Source organism: Pseudoalteromonas ulvae UL12, from assembly GCF_014925405.1.
GTDB lineage: Bacteria > Pseudomonadota > Gammaproteobacteria > Enterobacterales > Alteromonadaceae > Pseudoalteromonas > Pseudoalteromonas ulvae.
Genome location: NZ_AQHJ01000031.1, coordinates 33,381 through 50,682, shown reverse-complemented (window position 1 = coordinate 50,682; position 17,302 = coordinate 33,381). Strand labels below are relative to the sequence as shown.

Sequence of the window (17,302 nt, the reverse complement as noted above, 5' to 3'; positions counted from 1 at the left end):
GACATCGCCAGGCTCCTATTAAGAAAAGCCCGACTCATTGAGTCGGGCTTTTTGCTGTCTGGTGTTTAAACTCACTTTTAGTATTCACTCTACCCCTTTGAACTTTGTATAGTGTTTTTAGTTCTGTTCAATTTTTATTTTACTCATTTCATCATTATTTCTTCAATCTTTTAAGAATTTAGATAATAGATTGCGATTTATATTACCCTGTATATAATCACAGTTATCTTTACTGTATGGAAATCCAGTGTATGCGACCACTTACAAATCGTCAGGCTCAAATACTTGAGCTTATAAAGGTATTTATTAAAGATACAGGTATGCCACCGACTCGAGCAGAGATTGCCAATACGCTAGGTTTTAAAAGCGCAAATGCAGCTGAAGAGCACTTGAAAGCCCTTTCAAAAAAAGGCTTTATCGAAATGGTACCAGGTGCAAGCAGGGGCTTAAGACTAGTTGAAGAAGAAGAACCGGAACAATTAGGTTTGCCATTAATTGGCAAAGTTGCTGCAGGTGAACCTATTTTGGCTCAAGAGCATGTCGAAAGCCACTATCAAGTCGATCCCATGTTATTTAAACCTGCGGCAGATTTTCTGCTCAGGGTGAATGGCATGAGTATGAAAGATATTGGTATTATGGATGGTGATCTTTTAGCTGTTCATCGATGTGCCGTTGCGCGTAATGGACAGGTTGTTGTTGCTCGTGTAGGTGAAGATGTTACGGTTAAGCGATTTGAGCAAAGAGGTAAAAAAGTTTTCCTTCATGCTGAAAATGATGACTTCAATCCTATTGTTGTTGATTTGTCGGAAGAATCTCTTGATATTGAAGGACTTGCTGTTGGTGTAATCCGAAATGCTGATTGGATGTAAAATTTTTGTTAAATTTTGATATTGTTAGTTATTACAACTAACATATTGATTAATATCTTTTTATTTTAGTGCGCTTGCCGCACTTTCTTTTTTATAGTTAAAAATCCCCTCTCCTTTCTTGCTTAACACACTATCCTTGACTAGTTTTCAATTACGGTTGGTTGAAAAATCAACTTTTGGATTCTAATTAATAATAATAATGAAGAAATTACTCGTTGTGCTTAAATTTCTTCACTAAAGGAGTGTGCTATGGGTAAGGTCTTTATGTCCTTGCTCGTTATGTTCGTTTTGCCATCGTTTGTATTTGCCCAAAGCAACTATAATATGACGACCGGCGTGACTGACATCAGCGAGAATGTTTATAACCTACATATGACAATTTTTATAATTTGCTGTGTGATAGGTGTGATTGTTTTCTCTATTATGTTTTGGGCTTTGTTCCATCATCGAAAGTCAAAAGGTGTTACCGCTTCACAATTTCATGAAAGCACCAAAGTCGAAATCTTGTGGACAGCTATTCCATTTGTAATTTTGATTTTAATGGCTATTCCCGCTACAAAAACTTTGATAGCGATGGAAGATACGACAAAAGCAGATCTCACCATTAAGATTACGGGTTCACAATGGAAATGGCATTATGAATATCTTGAACACGATTTAAATTTTTACTCCATCCTATCTACACCTCAAGAGCAGATCAAAAATCAAAAAGATAAAACAGAAAATTACCTCCTCGAAGTTGATAAGCCTCTTATTATCCCTACAAATCGTAAAGTTCGTTTCCTCATGACATCTGATGATGTCATTCATTCTTGGTGGGTGCCGGACTTTGCGGTAAAAAAAGATGCTAATCCTGGATTTATTAATGAAGCTTGGACAAGAGTCAACGAAACGGGTATTTATCGAGGTCAATGTGCTGAACTTTGCGGTAAAGATCATGGCTTTATGCCTATCGTTGTTGAGGCTGTTACTCCTGAATCTTTTGAGTCTTGGCTTATCAATACCAAGAATGAAAGCGAACAGGCTGCTCAAGCTGATAGGCAACTATTAGATCAAACTTTATCTGAAGATGAGTTGATGACCTTAGGCGAACAAGTTTATGTAGCTAGTTGTGCAGCTTGCCATCAAGTGACAGGTTTAGGGTTAGGTGGCGTTTTCCCTGCATTGAAAGATAGCCCTATTGCAAAGGGTGAAATAAATGATCACATCGATATTGTATTGCACGGTAAGCCTGGCACAGCGATGCAAGCTTATGTAAAGCAACTTTCTTTAAAACAATTAGCTGCTGTTATTACCTATGAACGAAATGCTTGGGGTAATAACACTGGTGATCTCGTTCAACCGAGTGATGTTAAGAATAGAATGAAGGAAGAATAATAATATGACAACTCTGACTCACGATCATTCAGAATCTCATTCTGTTCCAAAAGGTATAAAGCGTTGGTTATTTACCACAAACCATAAAGATATTGGTTCATTGTATTTGATATTTTCACTAATCATGTTTCTAGTCGGTGGGGGCATGGCGATGGTGATTCGAGCTGAGCTGTTTCAGCCCGGATTACAATTAGTTGAACCTGATTTTTTTAATCAGATGACGACGGTACATGGATTGATTATGGTATTTGGTGCTGTTATGCCTGCTTTTACAGGTTTAGCTAACTGGATGGTGCCTATGATGATAGGGGCGCCAGATATGGCACTACCCAGAATGAATAACTGGAGTTTTTGGATTTTACCTTTTGCATTTTCAATTTTGTTAATGTCGCTATTTATGGAAGGTGGAGGCCCTAATTTTGGTTGGACTTTTTATGCACCTTTGTCGACCACTTATAGTAACGATAGTACAGCTTTTTTTGTGTTTGCTGTTCATATAATGGGAATAAGCTCCATTATGGGGGCAATTAACGTCATTGTTACCATCGTAAATTTACGAGCGCCAGGCATGACTTGGATGAAACTCCCTCTATTTGTGTGGACTTGGTTGATCACCGCGTTTTTATTAATCGCTGTGATGCCCGTTTTGGCGGGTGCTGTAACTATGGTTCTGACCGATAAGTATTTTGGTACCAGCTTCTTTAACGCGATGGGAGGTGGTGATCCGGTTATGTTCCAACATATCTTCTGGTTCTTTGGTCATCCAGAAGTATACATTATGATTTTGCCAGCGTTTGGGATCATTTCTTCGATTGTACCGACATTTTCTAGGAAGCCTTTATTTGGCTATGCCTCTATGGTTTATGCAACTGCTTCAATCGCATTTTTGTCTTTTATTGTTTGGGCGCACCATATGTTCACTACAGGTATGCCCTTAGCTGGTGAGTTATTCTTTATGTACAGCACTATGCTGATATCAGTACCGACAGGTGTTAAGGTCTTCAACTGGGTCGCAACAATGTGGCGAGGCTCGATAAGCTTTGAAATACCGATGCTTTTTAGTATCGCATTTATTGTGTTGTTCACTATAGGAGGGTTTTCTGGTTTGATGCTGGCCATCACTCCGGCAGATTTCCAATATCATGATACTTATTTTGTAGTGGCTCATTTTCATTACGTACTGGTGACTGGGGCGGTCTTTTCTATTATGGCTGCAGCGTATTATTGGCTACCTAAATGGACTGGCAACATGTATCACCAAGGGTGGGCGCAAGCGCATTTTTGGCTATCTCTCATAAGTGTCAATGTATTGTTCTTTCCTATGCATTTTGTTGGTTTAGCCGGTATGCCACGACGTATTCCTGATTATGCTCTTCAGTTTGCTGATTTTAATGCAATCATTAGTATTGGTGGTTTTGCGTTTGGTTTATCACAACTGCTGTTTGTGTGGGTTGTCATTAAATGTATTAAAGGTGGCGAAAAAGCTACATCACGGGTGTGGGAAGGTGCACAAGGGCTTGAGTGGGAAGTTCCTTCACCAGCTCCATACCATACTTTTGAAACCCCTCCGGTGATAAAATAATGGCTTCTTTACACCAAAAGCTGTTAACAAAATTACTTGTCACATGTGCAGGAATGTTTGCATTTGCATTTGCACTTGTTCCTTTATATGACGTGTTTTGTGACATTACTGGTCTAAACGGCAAACCTTCTTTAGAAGAAGCAGAGCAAAGTACAACAGTGGATAGCGAGCGATTAGTTGATGTGGGTTTTATTACTCATATTCAGGGAGCGGCACCATTTAAGGTATCGGCAGAAGCTCAGCGAGTAACTGTTCAGCCTGGTGCGATGCATAAGATTGTTTTTAAAGCTAAGAATATGAGTGATACAGATAGAATATTGCAAGCTGTACCCTCTGTCTCTCCTGGCTTAGCCGCTAAATATCTCCATAAAATAGAGTGCTTTTGTTTTAATCAGCAACCTTTGTCTGCAGGTGAAGTCGCTGATCTTCCACTTATGTTTTATGTTGATACTGCACTTCCTCTCAAATTTGAAGAAATAACTTTATCCTATACTGTTTTTGATATCAGTGAGCAAATTCAGCAAGCAGTAACTGCCTCAACTAAGGAGACTGTGAATGAAACAAGAATATGAAACATATTATGTCCCAGCACAAAGTCGCTGGCCTATCGTCGGTGCATTTGGGATGTTTTTTATCGCTGTGGGGGCTGCGAGTACGGTTATTAACTCGACCAAAGAAGAGTCAACAGGGCTAACACATTACCTACTTTATGTAGGTATTGCGACTATCATTTATATGCTTTATGGCTGGTTCAAAAATGTAATAGAAGAATCTGCATCGGGGCTTTATTCGAAACAAATGGATCGCTCTTTCCGACAAGGTATGAGCTGGTTCATTTTTTCTGAAGTGATGTTTTTCGCTGCATTTTTTGGTGCTTTATTTTATGCCAGAGTGCTTTCGGTTCCTTGGCTTGGAGGGGCAAGTAACAATGCGATGACTCATGAATTACTTTGGCCTGCTTTTGATGCTGTTTGGCCTTTGCTTACGACACCTTCAGGGGAAACTACCCAAGCAATGCCGTGGACTGGCTTACCATTAATTAATACGGTTATCTTATTAACATCATCCGTGACAATTCATTTTGCGCATCAAGCCTTAGAGAAAGATAACCGCTCACAATTAAAGCTTTTTTTGGCATTAACGGTTGTGTTGGGGATTATTTTTGTTGGTTTGCAAATCGAAGAGTATGTTCATGCATATCAAGATTTGGGACTGACTCTTGATGCTGGGATTTATGGAAATACCTTCTTTTTGTTGACGGGTTTTCACGGCATGCACGTAACACTGGGCAGTCTGATCTTACTGATCGTGTTATTACGCATCTTTAAGGGGCATTTCACATCTGAGAATCATTTTGCTTTTCAAGCTGCTGCTTGGTATTGGCATTTTGTAGATGTAGTGTGGCTGTGTTTGTTTGTATTTGTTTATGTTTTATAAACGGATTTTGGTTTGGAGTGATCCAGCCAAAAGCCATAGCAATTAAAATACAGAGTAAAACTAAGACGGAGATAAGTACTCGTCGACCCAAATACTGAGACATTGAAGGGGCTTTTGGGTCGGCTCGCATCATAATTAGTAATGCTTTAAACAAACTAAAAAGAATAAACAATAATAATAAAATAATAATTAGCTTAATTACCATGGGCTTTCCAAAGGTGTTTATGGATATAAGATTACAGCATCAGTCGTTTCACTTCTCATTTATAGCACTATTAATCACCTTATTAATAGCCTTATCTTGTGGCGGTCTTGCAAGGTGGCAATATCACCGCGCAATCGAAAAGCAGCAATCGTTAAGTTACCTTGCAGATAAAGCAAGTTTGGGCGAGTTACAGTTGGCTGAAGCGTTGTTGATGCCTGACGAATGGAATAAAACAGGAGTTATCGTTCATCTTAAAGGGGTTATCGAAAAGCACAAATACTGGCTGTTAGATAATAAAGTACTTAATGGTCGGGTTGGGTATGATGTTTTGATAATTGTTAAAGTTGCAAATGAACCTCGTGGCTTAATTGTAAATTTAGGATGGATCCCAGCTAGCGATGAGCGAAATTTTTTACCTGCTGTTAGTTTTGCAGATACTGAAATTAATATTAAAGCTCAAATTAAAGATGGAGACCTTGCTGGCTTCTATCTAGCCCATGAAGAAGAGAAATCATCAAGCTGGCCAAAAAGAATTCAATATATTGATATTGATAAATTGGCAAGACAATCAGCTGAATCTTTATTGCCATTTATGGCGTACTCAAAAGACTCAATTTTAGATATTCAACCACATTACGAGCCAGTAGTCATGACACCACAAAAGCATAAAGCGTACGCTTTACAGTGGGGGTTAATTGGCATAGCAGCTGTTGTTGTATTTGTTTTTGCGTCAAAAGTAAGGGGGAATCATGAGTAGAAAAATGGTCGTGAGTTTATTTTTGGTTTGTTTTATTACTCCTTTAATCAGTGCTTATTTGTTTCTTCAAAGTAATTGGAGCCCAAATACAACGGTCAACAATGGCCTTTTAGTGACAGAGAATATAATCATTACTGATTGGCAGACTCCGGAGCGGAGGCTTTGGTCCATCGCTGTTATGGCTCCTAATGGATGCTTGGGTATGTGCATTGCAACGATTGAATCAGTTAACAAAGTTCATTTAGCTTTAGGAAAGCATAATGAGCATGTAGGTGTCGTTTTATTGAGTGAGACAGAGGCAGCATTCAATAAGACTGAAATTGTCAAAACACAATTAAATCGCTTAAGTGAAGATTCTATTTATTTGGTGGATCACATGGGGCTAATTGTTTTGGAGTATCCATTATCAAGTGATATTAGTGAAGAAATAGTATTTAAAGGGCTGCTAACAGATATAAAAAAATTACTAAAATATGCTCGAAGTAGTTAAATAGGGATCATTAACATGATAAAAAAATATAAAAAATTAGTGTTGATTTGCTGTTTATTTTCAATATGTGTGGTGGGTTTAGGTGCATATACTCGTTTAAGTGATGCTGGTTTAGGGTGTCCGGACTGGCCTGGGTGTTATGGCTTTTTAAGTGTTCCACATCATGAGATTCATGCAGAGGTCGTAGCTGAAAATTTTCCAGGTATGGTGATTGAAACAGCCAAAGCGTGGAAAGAAATGATTCACCGATATTTTGCCGGGGCGTTAGGTCTTTTTATTTTATGTATTGCTGTTTGGGCAGCTTATATCAATAAAAGAGAATTAACGCCTCTTCGCTTGCCTATTTTTTTAGTGCTGCTGGTAATATTTCAAGCAACGTTAGGAATGCTGACTGTGACCATGCAATTACAACCATTAATTGTAATGGGTCACTTACTCGGAGGGTTTGCAATTTTTAGCCTCACAGGATTGCTTTATTTGAGGTTAACGGCTCAATCCATACCTGGAGGGGATGCTGGGGCGAGGCGTTTCCAGGGCTTATGTTTAATCTCTCTTTGGGTGTTGATAATACAAATCGCTTTAGGTGGATGGTTGGCTGCGAATTATGCTGCGCCTCATTGCGCAGATTTGCCATTATGTGGCCCAGATTCCTTGGTACGTTTTTCTTTTTCTGATGTATTTCATTTACCTCTTGAGCATAGTAACTACGAATATGGCGTATTGTCTGCCGATAGCAGGATGTCGATCCATTTGTTACATCGAATCTGGGCTGTCATTACCAGTGCGGTACTTTTAATTACTTTGTTTCAGTTATGGCGTAATTGCTATTCAAGAAAAATAAAGGATTGTGCTTTAACAGTTTTGATTGCATTAGGTGCTCAATTGTCTTTGGGAGTTTTGTTAATTATTTGGCAGTTCCCGCTCTCAATTGCGTTAGCACATAATATTATGGCTGCTTTTTTGCTCTTAAGTGTTGTCCGTTTATGTTATTACGTAAAATCACGTTGTTAGAAGGAAATGTCTGATGAATGCAATATCATATAGTGAAAAAATAAAAATAAACCTCTCTCAAGTGATTGGCACTGCACAAGATTATTTAGTGTTATGTAAAATAAAAGTGGTTGCTCTATTAGTGTTAACGGCCTTAGTTGGGGTTGCTTTAGCTCCTGAGTTAATGACTCAAAGAACCGTTATTCAACAATTCATGAGTTTATTTGGCATCGGTCTGCTTGCAAGTAGTGCGGCTGTTATCAATCATGTGGTTGATAGTGGTATTGATAGTAAGATGGCGAGAACCCGCCATCGACCTTTGGTTAAAGGGCGAGTATCTGAAACTCATGCAGTGATCTTTTCATTACTAATAGGTTGTCTTGGTTTTATTGTTTTATGTGTTTTTTCGAATTTACTGGCGGCAGTGTTAACTTTGTTGGCATTAGTTGGGTATGCGTTTGTTTATACAATGTTTTTAAAACGCGCCACGCCACAAAATATTGTCATAGGGGGATTAGCTGGAGCTATGCCGCCTTTGTTAGGCTGGGTATCTGAAACTGGGCAGTTAGCGGCTGAACCTTGGTTGCTTGTCATGATTATTTTCACTTGGACCCCACCTCATTTTTGGGCATTAGCAATCCATCGTAAAGATGATTATGCCAGAGCGAAAATTCCTATGTTGCCAGTCACTCATGGAATTGATTTTTGCAAAACATGTGTGCTGCTTTATTCAGTCTTACTCGGTGTGGTGTGTGTTATTCCGTATTTAATCGGTATGTCGGGCTGGTTGTATTTGGTTATATCTGTGATGTTGAACGGGGTGTTTATTTATAAAGCAATTCAATTAAAATGGTACGCCAATCAAGGGACTGCAATGAACTTATTTAAATATTCTATTGTGCAATTGATGTTACTATTTATAGGTTTATTTTTAGATAAATGGTTCCTTTAATGAAAAAAATTGCTTTATTAATTACTTTATTTATTTTGCTTATTGGCTGTAAAGAAGAAGCTATCGACACGGATGCCCTCGTTTATGAGGAAGCGCGAAAGCTTAAACCTTTTACTTTGATAAACAAAAATAACGAAAAAATCGATAATAACGCCTTCACAGGTGGGTGGAACTTATTGTTTTTAGGTTATACCAGCTGTCCTGATATCTGCCCTATGACGCTGTCTAAATTAAAATCTGTAAAGTCATCTTTGCAAGCAGATTATAATATTAAAGTGTGGTTAATATCTGTTGATCCAGCGCGGGATACAGCAGAAAAATTACTCCAATATACCAATTATTTTGATCCTGAATTTATTGGCGCAACCGCGGGGCATAAAGACCTTTTTCCATTTGTGAGAGATCTTGGTTTGATGTATGCGATGGCCGATGAAAATAGGGATAATTATAGTGTCGATCATAGCGCATCCATTGCGTTGGTCTCGCCTCAGGGAGAGTTAAAAGCGATATTTAAACCTGAATTCAAAGTAGGTAGTGCTCCAACGATTAATACAGCGTCCTTGATTGCTGATTTCAAAAAAATTGTAAAATAAATTAAGCAATTTCACATCTTTGTACTCCAGCTAGGGAAGGATATTTCTAGCTGGATTTTGTGTTCCTGTTCAGTGCTAATCTTCTAATTAAATTAAAAAAAGCATGCATAAATGTGGCAAATCGGTTAACTGCGGCTAAGCTTTTTATTAGATGATATACAAGGATTGAACATACATGTATCAGTTGCCAGAAGAGCTTGTCATTAACAATATCAACACCTTTCATCAGACCATAATTGGTTTGTTAAACGATGGTGGTGATATTGTGCTCGATATAAGCCAAGTTTCTCAAGCGGACACTGCTTCAGTACAAATGTTGTGTGCTCTTCAGAAGCACTTACTCTCTACAGATCATCACATTCAATGGCATGGTAATAGTAAAGCATTACTATCCTCAGCTAAGACCCTTGGGGTAAATGAGTTTTTATCACTTGAACACGTATAAATGAGGTCGATATGAAAAAAATCTTGGCAGTCGATGATTCTGCGTCAATGCGTCAGATGGTTGGCTTTACTTTAAAAAAAGCAGGTTTCGATGTAACCGAAGCTAAAGATGGAAGTGAAGCATTAGCGATAGCTAAGCAAAATTCATTTGATGCGATCATTTCTGACGTCAATATGCCGATTATGGACGGCATAACCCTGATCCGAGAGCTAAGAGGCTTACCAGAATATAAATTTACCCCGATGTTAATGTTGACCACCGAATCAGGTTTAGACAAAAAAACAGAAGGCAAAGCTGCTGGAGCCACAGGTTGGATAGTCAAACCATTTAATCCCGAGCAGTTGTTGGCGGTTATCAAGAAAGTAATACGTTAACGTTAACAAGGAGATGTTATGAGTATCGATCTCAGTCAATTTTTTGAGGTTTTTTTTGAAGAAAGCTTCGAAGGGTTAGATACCATGGAGTCAGAGCTGTTAAACCTGCAGCCAGGAGATCTAGACTCAGAAACCATTAACACTATTTTTAGAGCCGCTCATTCCATAAAAGGTGGAAGTGGTACGTTTGGTTTTTCTTCTGTTGCCGACTTCACTCATGTTCTTGAAACTTTATTAGATCAAATACGCGATGGCCGGCGTGCATTAGAGCCTGATCATGTGAATTTGCTTTTGCAATCAGTTGATTGCCTTCGTTTGCTTTTATCAGCCTTGCAGTTAGAGCAAGAACCAGACTTATCTCAATCGATTGCGTTAAGGCAAGAGTTCGAAAGAATTCTAAATAATGAGCAACCAGCAGCTCAGTCAGATACCCCGTCTTCACCTGCGCCAAAAGCCCAAGGTGGTCCTTCATCTGTAGATACATTTGAGATCATTTTTAAGCCGCTCCATCACCTGTTCAAGACAGGAAATGAACCGCTATTCATGATTACTGAGCTATCTGAGCTAGGTCAACTTGATGTAAAAGTGAACCTTGATGGGATTGCAGATATAAATGACATGCAGCCTGATGATTGTTATTTAGCATGGACATTTTATTTAGAGACAACTGAGTCTGAAAGTAGGATAAAAGAGGTTTTTGAGTGGGTTGAAGATGATGCAGAAATTACTATCACTGTTTGTGGAGGGTTGTTTGAAGAAGATGATGAGTTGATAGCTGCACCTCCTGAATCAGAAACTAATAGCAAGCCAGAGCCAGCTGTAAAAGTTGAACAGAGCAAAGCGGTCAAATCAGAATCTGAAACAGCTAAGCCTGTAGCAAAAGCCGCAGAATCTACTTCAATTCGAGTCAGCATTGATAAAGTTGATTCGTTGATCAATATGGTTGGTGAGCTTGTAATAACACAAGCCATGTTAACTCAGCTTGGTGAGGGTGAGATAACAGATAACAAATTAATGGCACTCCAAGAAGGATTAGCGCAACTTGCACACAACACTAGAGATTTACAAGAAAGTGTTATGCGGATCCGGATGCTTCCAATTAGCTTTGTTTTCAGCCGTTTCCCGCGGTTAGTTCGAGATACATCGCAAAAATTAGGCAAACAAGTTGAGCTTAAATTACTGGGTGAGCAAACTGAATTAGATAAAACAGTGATGGAGAAAATTTCTGACCCTATGGTTCATTTAGTTAGAAATTCTCTCGATCATGGTTTAGAAAGACCAGATGTACGTGAAGAGGCAGGTAAAGATCCTGTCGGGAAAGTCACACTCAATGCATTCCATCAAGGCGGCAATATTGTTATTGAGATAATGGATGATGGAAATGGCCTAAATACACAGAAAATCCGCAGCAAAGCGTTACAGAATGGTTTAATTTCTGAAACTGATGATCTTAGCGACGACAAAATTAACGAACTCATTTTCATGCCTGGCTTTTCTACAGCTGATGAAGTGAGTGATATTTCTGGGCGTGGTGTTGGGATGGACGTCGTCCGAAGGAATATTCAAGCTTTAAATGGATCAATTGAAGTGACTTCCGAGCAAGGGGTTGGCTCAACATTCACCATTCGTTTACCGTTAACTTTGGCTATCTTGGATGGTCAACTCGTCACTGTTGGTCAGCACACTTATATTATCCCTCTTATTTCCATTGTCGAATCTCTGCAAGTTGATATCAAAAAAGTAAACAGTGTGGGTGGTGGTTTAGATGTGCTTAGGCTTCGCGATGAATATGTGCCTATTTTACGTCTTTATCAAATATTTAATCACCGTGGGGCCATCGAAGATTTAGAAAAAGGGCTGCTTGTTGTTGTTGAAAGCGATAACCAAAAAGTGGGCTTGTTAGTTGATGATCTTTTAGCCCAACAGCAGGTTGTTATTAAAAGCTTAGAAGCCAACTACCAAAAGGTCGAAGGGGTATCAGGTGCCACTATTTTGGGTGATGGCAGAGTGTCATTAATCGTTGATATTACAGGCCTTATAAAACTTGCAGGGTTAAAAAAAGCAGGACGGCAAGAGTTAGTGATTGATGGCTTGGAGGCGCATTAAATGGATGATTCTACTTTAGAGTCGGATGCATTATCAGAAGAAGATACATCTATTCGTCAGTTTCTGACTTTCATAATGGATGAAGAAGAATATGGTGTGGATATCTTAACTGTGCAAGAAATAAGAGGGTGGGAAGAAATCACAACCATTCCAAACTCTCCTCGTTATGTAAAAGGGGCGATTAATTTGAGGGGGACAATAGTCCCTATCATCGACTTGCGACTGCGATTTGGCTTGAAAGTCGCAGATTACGGCCCGTTGACTGTCGTAATTGTTGTAAAGGTTGAGCTTGCGCAAGGATCAAAGATTATGGGGCTAGTGGTTGATGCAGTATCAGATGTTTACAGTATTGCGGAAGAACAAGCAACTGACGTGCCTGACATTAACAGAAGCGACAATGCAGAGTTTGTCCATGGGTTAGTGAATGTCGGGGAAAAAATGGTGGTACTACTTAAGTTAGAGCGTGTACTAAACCTCAGACATGAAACAGAACAAGAAGTTGTTATTAATTAGTTGATCTTTGCACAAGGGGGCAAGATGGAAACTGTCAATTCAAAGGCTAAAGTGTTGAACAAACTGCTTATTGCGACCTCGGTTGTACTGATCTCGTTCATTGTGAGTTTGCAACTAGCAGGGGTGGAAATGGGGCAATATTCCATAATTGCAATACTTGTATTTGGTATTGCTACTATTGGGGCGATGGCTTTTTTATACAAAGCAGTAGAGCAAATTGCTGATAAACTCAATGTGATTGAGGAAGCACTTCCGCTGCTACAAGAGAAAAATTTTGATGCGTTGATAGAACTGAATCAGAGTGTATTTCCAGCTTTTTTCAAAACCATAAAATCATTAATTAAAGTACCGGTTACGACATCAACTGATTCGCAAGCATCTGTTGAAAGCTTATTAAAAGCCTTAGATGTCTGCCAGGCAAATGTAATGTTGGCCGATAGCGACTGCACAATTACCTATGTTAATAAGTCCGTTGTCAGCATGTTGCAAAGTAATGAAAGCCAATTAAGAACAGCCGTTCCGAGTTTAAATGTTGCGTCACTGGTAGGCACGTGTGTGGATCAATTCCATAAAACACCAAGCCATCAAAGAGGTTTATTACAATCTCTACAACAACCTTATAAAACCAAACTTGAATTATCAGGCCTTACCTTTAGCTTAATCGCGACACCATTGTTTTCTGATGCAGGAGAGCGTTTAGGAACTGTAGTTGAATGGAAAGATCTCACTGAAGAGGTTGCCGCTCAAAATAGAGAGCAAGAATTACTCGCAAAAAGTGCAAGAATTTCAAGTGCTTTAGATGTATGCCAAGCAAATGTGATGATGGCCGACAACGACTTAAATATTGTATATATAAACCGAGCGGTAGAAGAAATGCTTCGGGGGAATCAAGACCAACTAAGAACAGTTCTGCCTAAATTTGATATCGACAATGTGATTGGTACCTGTATTGATGATTTTCATGTAAATCCTGCACATCAACGTGGTTTGCTTAAATCACTCAATGCTGTTTACAGAACGGACATCAAAGTTGCAGGCTTTACTTTTGGTTTAATTGCAACACCTGTCTTTGACGATGACGGTAACCGTTTGGGTACTGTGGTTGAGTGGGATGATAAAACAGATCGGCTAGAAGCGGAATTATTAGCCAAAGAAGAAGCTGCTAATAATGCGCGTATTGCCAGTGCACTTAAAGTGTGTAAAGCCAATGTTATGATGGCAGATGCAGATTTGAACATTGTTTATACCAATGATGCTGTCATTGAGATGTTAAGTTCGAATGAAGCTCAGCTTCATTCGGTGTTACCGAAATTTAGTGTTGCCAACTTGATTGGTACCTGTGTTGATGATTTTCATAAAAATCCGAGTCACCAGCGTGCCATGCTTGATAAGTTAACCTCGACATATACAACCAATTTAGAATTAGCTGGCTTCACTTTTGGTCTTACTGCAACACCCGTATTTTCGGATGATGGTGAGCGCTTAGGGACGGTGGTTGAATGGGAAGATAAAACTGAGCGTTTAGCACAAGAAAAAGAAGCTAGAGAAATAGCGGAAGAAAACTTACGAGTAAGACAAGCACTTGACACCGTAGCGACAAATACAATGATCGCTGATGCAACAAATACGATTGTCTATATGAATAATGCAGTCTTAAGTATGATGCAAAATGCTGAAAGTGACCTTAAGAAAGACTTACCTAACTTCGATAGTCGAAAACTGTTAAATGCAAATATCGACCAATTCCATAAAAACCCAGCTCATCAGCAAGGCATGTTAGATAAATTAAAAACCACGTACAAGACAGAAATACAAGTTGGAGGGCGTACCTTTGGCTTAATTGCAAATCCAATTGTTTCTGATGAAGATGTGCGCATTGGCACTGTAGTTGAGTGGGTCGATCGTACCGAGGAGGTCGGCATTGAGCGTGAAATAGCTGAGCTAATCTCAGCAGCAGGAGAAGGCGACCTCAATGCTCGCATAGAAGAGCAAGGCAAAAAAGGGTTTGCGTTAAATCTTGCGCAAGGGCTGAATAGCTTAGTTGATATCGTCGATGATGCAGTCTCTGAAACTGCAAGAATGCTCGATTCTATGGCTCATGGGGATTTAACTCAACGCATCGAAAAAGAATACAAGGGCTCATTTGATAAGTTAAAACGAGATATAAATACAACTGCCGATAAGTTAACAGAAGTGATTGATAAAATTAATTCTTCTTCTAATTTAGTGGCAAGTGGTGCGGAGGAGATATCACAAGGAAATGCAGATTTAAGTCAACGTACCGAAGAGCAGGCTTCTTCTTTAGAAGAGACAGCTTCAAGTATGGAAGAAATGACCAGCACGGTAAGACAAAATGCAGATAATGCCAAAATTGCCAATGAATTAGCGGCAGATACTCGAGATAAAGCATTACAAGGCGGTGCGGTGGTTGAGCGCGCTGTTTCGAGTATGGCCGAGATCAATGAGTCGAGTAAAAAGATATCCGATATTATCGGTGTGATCGATGAAATCGCTTTCCAAACTAATTTACTTGCGCTGAACGCTGCGGTAGAAGCTGCAAGGGCCGGAGAGCAAGGTCGTGGTTTTGCGGTTGTTGCAGGTGAAGTCAGAAATCTAGCGCAGCGCTCTGCTGCTGCTGCAAAAGAAATAAAAGAGTTAATTAGAGACAGTGTGAGTAAAGTTGAAGATGGTACCATTTTAGTCAATGAGTCAGGCAGTACACTTCAAGAGATTGTAGCGGCCGTACAAAAAGTGACAGAAATGATAGGCGATATTTCAACCGCGTCTGAAGAACAAAGCTCGGGCATTGAAGAGGTCAATAAAGCGATTACGCAAATGGATGAGATGACTCAGCAAAATGCTGCATTGGTTGAACAAGCGTCTGCCGCAAGTGAGTCTATGTCAGAACAAGCGAAGGGAATGAGGCAGCTATTGAGCTTTTTCAATATAGTGGCTGGCAGTCCACTTAGCGTCGCTCAAAAAGCAGATTATCCAGTAGCCAAACCACAACGACCTGCTATTCCAAGCCGTTCAGCACGACTTAGTAGCCCTCCTGTTGGTGATAACTTTGTTGATTCTTCTGAGGAGTGGGAGGAGTTTTAATCTCTATGTAATGATAGGCCTACCCATGTGGTGGGCTTTTATTTCTTTATCTGTACAGAAAGGACCCTATTGTGGCGAAAGAATTTTTACTAACAGATGATGAATTTAAACAAATAGTCGCAATGGTCTATAAAGCATGTGGCATTGTACTTGGAGATCATAAGCGAGAGATGGTTTACTCGCGTTTAGCTAGACGAGTAAGGAAGCTCGGATTTGATTCTTTTTCGCGGTATTTAGGTTATTTGGACTCACACAAAGAAGAAGAGTTTAGTCACTTTATTAATTCAATTACGACTAACTTAACTTCATTCTTTCGTGAAAATCACCACTTTAAATTCTTAAGTGACACCATCATCCCTGAGTTAATTCAAAAAAATCAACAAACCAAACGAGTCAGGATATGGTCAGCAGGTTGCTCGACAGGAGAAGAGCCTTATTCCATTGCAATGACCCTAGCTGGGTTATTTCCAAGCAATTGGGATGTGAAAGTTTTAGCCACTGATTTGGACTCTAATGTGTTGCACAAAGCGAGTACGGGTGAATATTCAGCGTCATCGGTGACTGGGTTGGATAAGTCACATTTGGAGAATTTCTTTCTTCGCAGTAAGTCAGCAGATATCTACAAAGTTAAAGAGCAACTGAAAAGCAAAATTCATTTTAAACGCCTAAACTTATTACAAGAGTGGCCAATGAAAGGGCCTTTTGATCTGATTTTTTGTCGTAATGTGGTGATTTATTTTGATAAACCAACAAAAGAGAATTTATTTGAGCGTTACGCCGATATTCTTGTCCCTGATGGATATTTATTTTTAGGTCACTCTGAAAGTATGGGGAAAGAGCAAAAGCGATTCAAAAGTTTAGGCAAAACTATATATAGGAAGGTATGAGCTTGCACGAACATTTTAAACCCGTCTTATCAGGCTTCGAACATGTTAAACGATATTGGGATCGACAACGTGAGCGAGTGGTTGCAAAAATTTTGCCTGGAGAGTTTTATGTCACGAAGCAGGATGAAGTGATTTCGACGGTATTAGGCTCATGTATTTCAGCATGTATCTATGATTATAAAATGGGTATAGGTGGAATGAATCACTTTATGTTGCCAATCAAAAAAGGGCATGCTGATGATTTTGAAGATCCACTCAGTTGTCGTTATGGTAACTGGGCAATGGAATTTCTAATTAATGAAATTTTGAAAAATGGTGGTTGTCGAGACAATCTCAAAGTGAAGTTATTTGGTGGTGGCAAAATCATTAGTTCGATGACAGATGTTGGTGAAGGGAACATTCGATTTGTCTCTGATTTTTTGAAACAAGAGGGTTTAAAAGTCGAATCTCATGATGTTGGAGGCCCGTGGCCACGTAAGGTGCTATTTAATCCGACCACAGGAAAAGCACAGGTTAAAAAATTACGAAGTATGCATAATGACACGATTAAAGAGCGAGAAATTCGTTACTTTAGCGAGATTGAGCAGCAGAAATCGCATACTGACATAGAGCTATTTTAGAGG

The 17,302-nt window shown here is 39.3% G+C and carries 18 protein-coding genes; 17 read left to right on the top strand and 1 reads right to left on the bottom strand.

Features of this window, described 5'->3' with window-relative positions; translation table 11 throughout:
* Nucleotides 1-251: 251 nt before the first annotated feature.
* The 5 genes from lexA to PULV_RS15230 all read left to right on the top strand — a co-directional run bounded on the left by lexA (nt 252) and on the right by PULV_RS15230 (nt 5,265).
* Nucleotides 252-869, top strand: coding sequence for a transcriptional repressor LexA (gene lexA, locus PULV_RS15250; RefSeq protein WP_193332177.1), 618 nt, complete (start codon nt 252-254; stop codon nt 867-869).
* 249 nt (nt 870-1,118) lie between these two features.
* Entirely contained in the window at nt 1,119-2,246 is a 1,128-nt protein-coding gene (gene coxB / locus PULV_RS15245; RefSeq protein ID WP_086743105.1) for a cytochrome c oxidase subunit II, read from the top strand.
* A gap of 4 nt (nt 2,247-2,250) precedes the next feature.
* On the top strand, nt 2,251-3,828 hold the full coding sequence (gene ctaD, locus PULV_RS15240) for a cytochrome c oxidase subunit I (RefSeq protein ID WP_193332176.1): 1,578 nt from the start codon (nt 2,251-2,253) through the stop codon (nt 3,826-3,828).
* A complete protein-coding gene (locus PULV_RS15235) occupies nt 3,828-4,400 on the top strand; it encodes a cytochrome c oxidase assembly protein (RefSeq protein ID WP_086743107.1) in 573 nt (190 codons plus the stop codon). Before ctaD ends, PULV_RS15235 begins: the two co-directional genes overlap by 1 nt.
* Nucleotides 4,384-5,265, top strand: a complete 882-nt coding sequence (locus PULV_RS15230) for a cytochrome c oxidase subunit 3 (RefSeq protein WP_193332175.1) — start codon at nt 4,384-4,386, stop codon at nt 5,263-5,265. The genes PULV_RS15235 and PULV_RS15230 overlap by 17 nt, the downstream gene beginning before the upstream one ends.
* Here the strand turns inward: PULV_RS15230 and PULV_RS15225 are convergent.
* Entirely contained in the window at nt 5,165-5,470 is a 306-nt protein-coding gene (locus PULV_RS15225; protein WP_086743109.1) for a DUF2909 domain-containing protein, read from the bottom strand. The two genes, PULV_RS15230 and PULV_RS15225, sit on opposite strands and share 101 nt — an antisense overlap.
* Before the next feature lie 19 nt (nt 5,471-5,489).
* Between PULV_RS15225 and PULV_RS15220 the strand changes: the two genes are divergently transcribed.
* The 12 genes from PULV_RS15220 to cheD all read left to right on the top strand — a co-directional run bounded on the left by PULV_RS15220 (nt 5,490) and on the right by cheD (nt 17,299).
* Nucleotides 5,490-6,227, top strand: a complete 738-nt coding sequence (locus tag PULV_RS15220) for an SURF1 family protein (protein WP_176365132.1) — start codon at nt 5,490-5,492, stop codon at nt 6,225-6,227.
* The gene (locus PULV_RS15215; RefSeq protein ID WP_086743111.1) at nt 6,220-6,717 is read left to right on the top strand and encodes a hypothetical protein; all 498 of its coding nucleotides are present in this window, start codon (nt 6,220-6,222) and stop codon (nt 6,715-6,717) included. The genes PULV_RS15220 and PULV_RS15215 overlap by 8 nt, the downstream gene beginning before the upstream one ends.
* Nucleotides 6,718-6,732: 15 nt before the next feature.
* Nucleotides 6,733-7,728, top strand: a complete 996-nt coding sequence (locus tag PULV_RS15210; protein ID WP_086743112.1) for a COX15/CtaA family protein — start codon at nt 6,733-6,735, stop codon at nt 7,726-7,728.
* A 13-nt stretch (nt 7,729-7,741) separates the two neighbouring features.
* Nucleotides 7,742-8,659: a heme o synthase gene (gene cyoE, locus PULV_RS15205; RefSeq protein WP_086743113.1), complete on the top strand. Its 918-nt coding sequence runs from the start codon at nt 7,742-7,744 to the stop codon at nt 8,657-8,659.
* Entirely contained in the window at nt 8,659-9,252 is a 594-nt protein-coding gene (locus tag PULV_RS15200; protein WP_193332174.1) for an SCO family protein, read from the top strand. Before cyoE ends, PULV_RS15200 begins: the two co-directional genes overlap by 1 nt.
* A gap of 175 nt (nt 9,253-9,427) precedes the next feature.
* Nucleotides 9,428-9,697 carry an STAS domain-containing protein gene (locus PULV_RS15195; RefSeq protein WP_086743115.1) on the top strand — a complete coding sequence of 90 codons (270 nt, stop codon included), beginning with the start codon at nt 9,428-9,430 and terminating at the stop codon, nt 9,695-9,697.
* Between the two features lie 11 nt (nt 9,698-9,708).
* A complete protein-coding gene (locus PULV_RS15190; RefSeq protein ID WP_086743116.1) occupies nt 9,709-10,071 on the top strand; it encodes a response regulator in 363 nt (120 codons plus the stop codon).
* Nucleotides 10,072-10,089: 18 nt separating this feature from the next.
* Entirely contained in the window at nt 10,090-12,177 is a 2,088-nt protein-coding gene (locus tag PULV_RS15185) for a chemotaxis protein CheA (protein WP_086743117.1), read from the top strand.
* Nucleotides 12,178-12,690 (top strand): chemotaxis protein CheW, encoded by a 513-nt coding sequence (locus PULV_RS15180; RefSeq protein WP_086743118.1) that lies wholly within the window; start codon nt 12,178-12,180, stop codon nt 12,688-12,690. It abuts the gene before it with no gap.
* A 24-nt stretch (nt 12,691-12,714) separates the two neighbouring features.
* Nucleotides 12,715-15,792 carry a methyl-accepting chemotaxis protein gene (locus PULV_RS15175; protein ID WP_193332173.1) on the top strand — a complete coding sequence of 1,026 codons (3,078 nt, stop codon included), beginning with the start codon at nt 12,715-12,717 and terminating at the stop codon, nt 15,790-15,792.
* A 71-nt stretch (nt 15,793-15,863) separates the two neighbouring features.
* Nucleotides 15,864-16,679 carry a CheR family methyltransferase gene (locus PULV_RS15170; protein WP_193332172.1) on the top strand — a complete coding sequence of 272 codons (816 nt, stop codon included), beginning with the start codon at nt 15,864-15,866 and terminating at the stop codon, nt 16,677-16,679.
* Nucleotides 16,680-16,681: 2 nt separating this feature from the next.
* Entirely contained in the window at nt 16,682-17,299 is a 618-nt protein-coding gene (cheD, locus tag PULV_RS15165) for a chemoreceptor glutamine deamidase CheD (RefSeq protein ID WP_176365141.1), read from the top strand.
* The last annotated feature ends 3 nt before the right edge of the window (nt 17,300-17,302 follow it).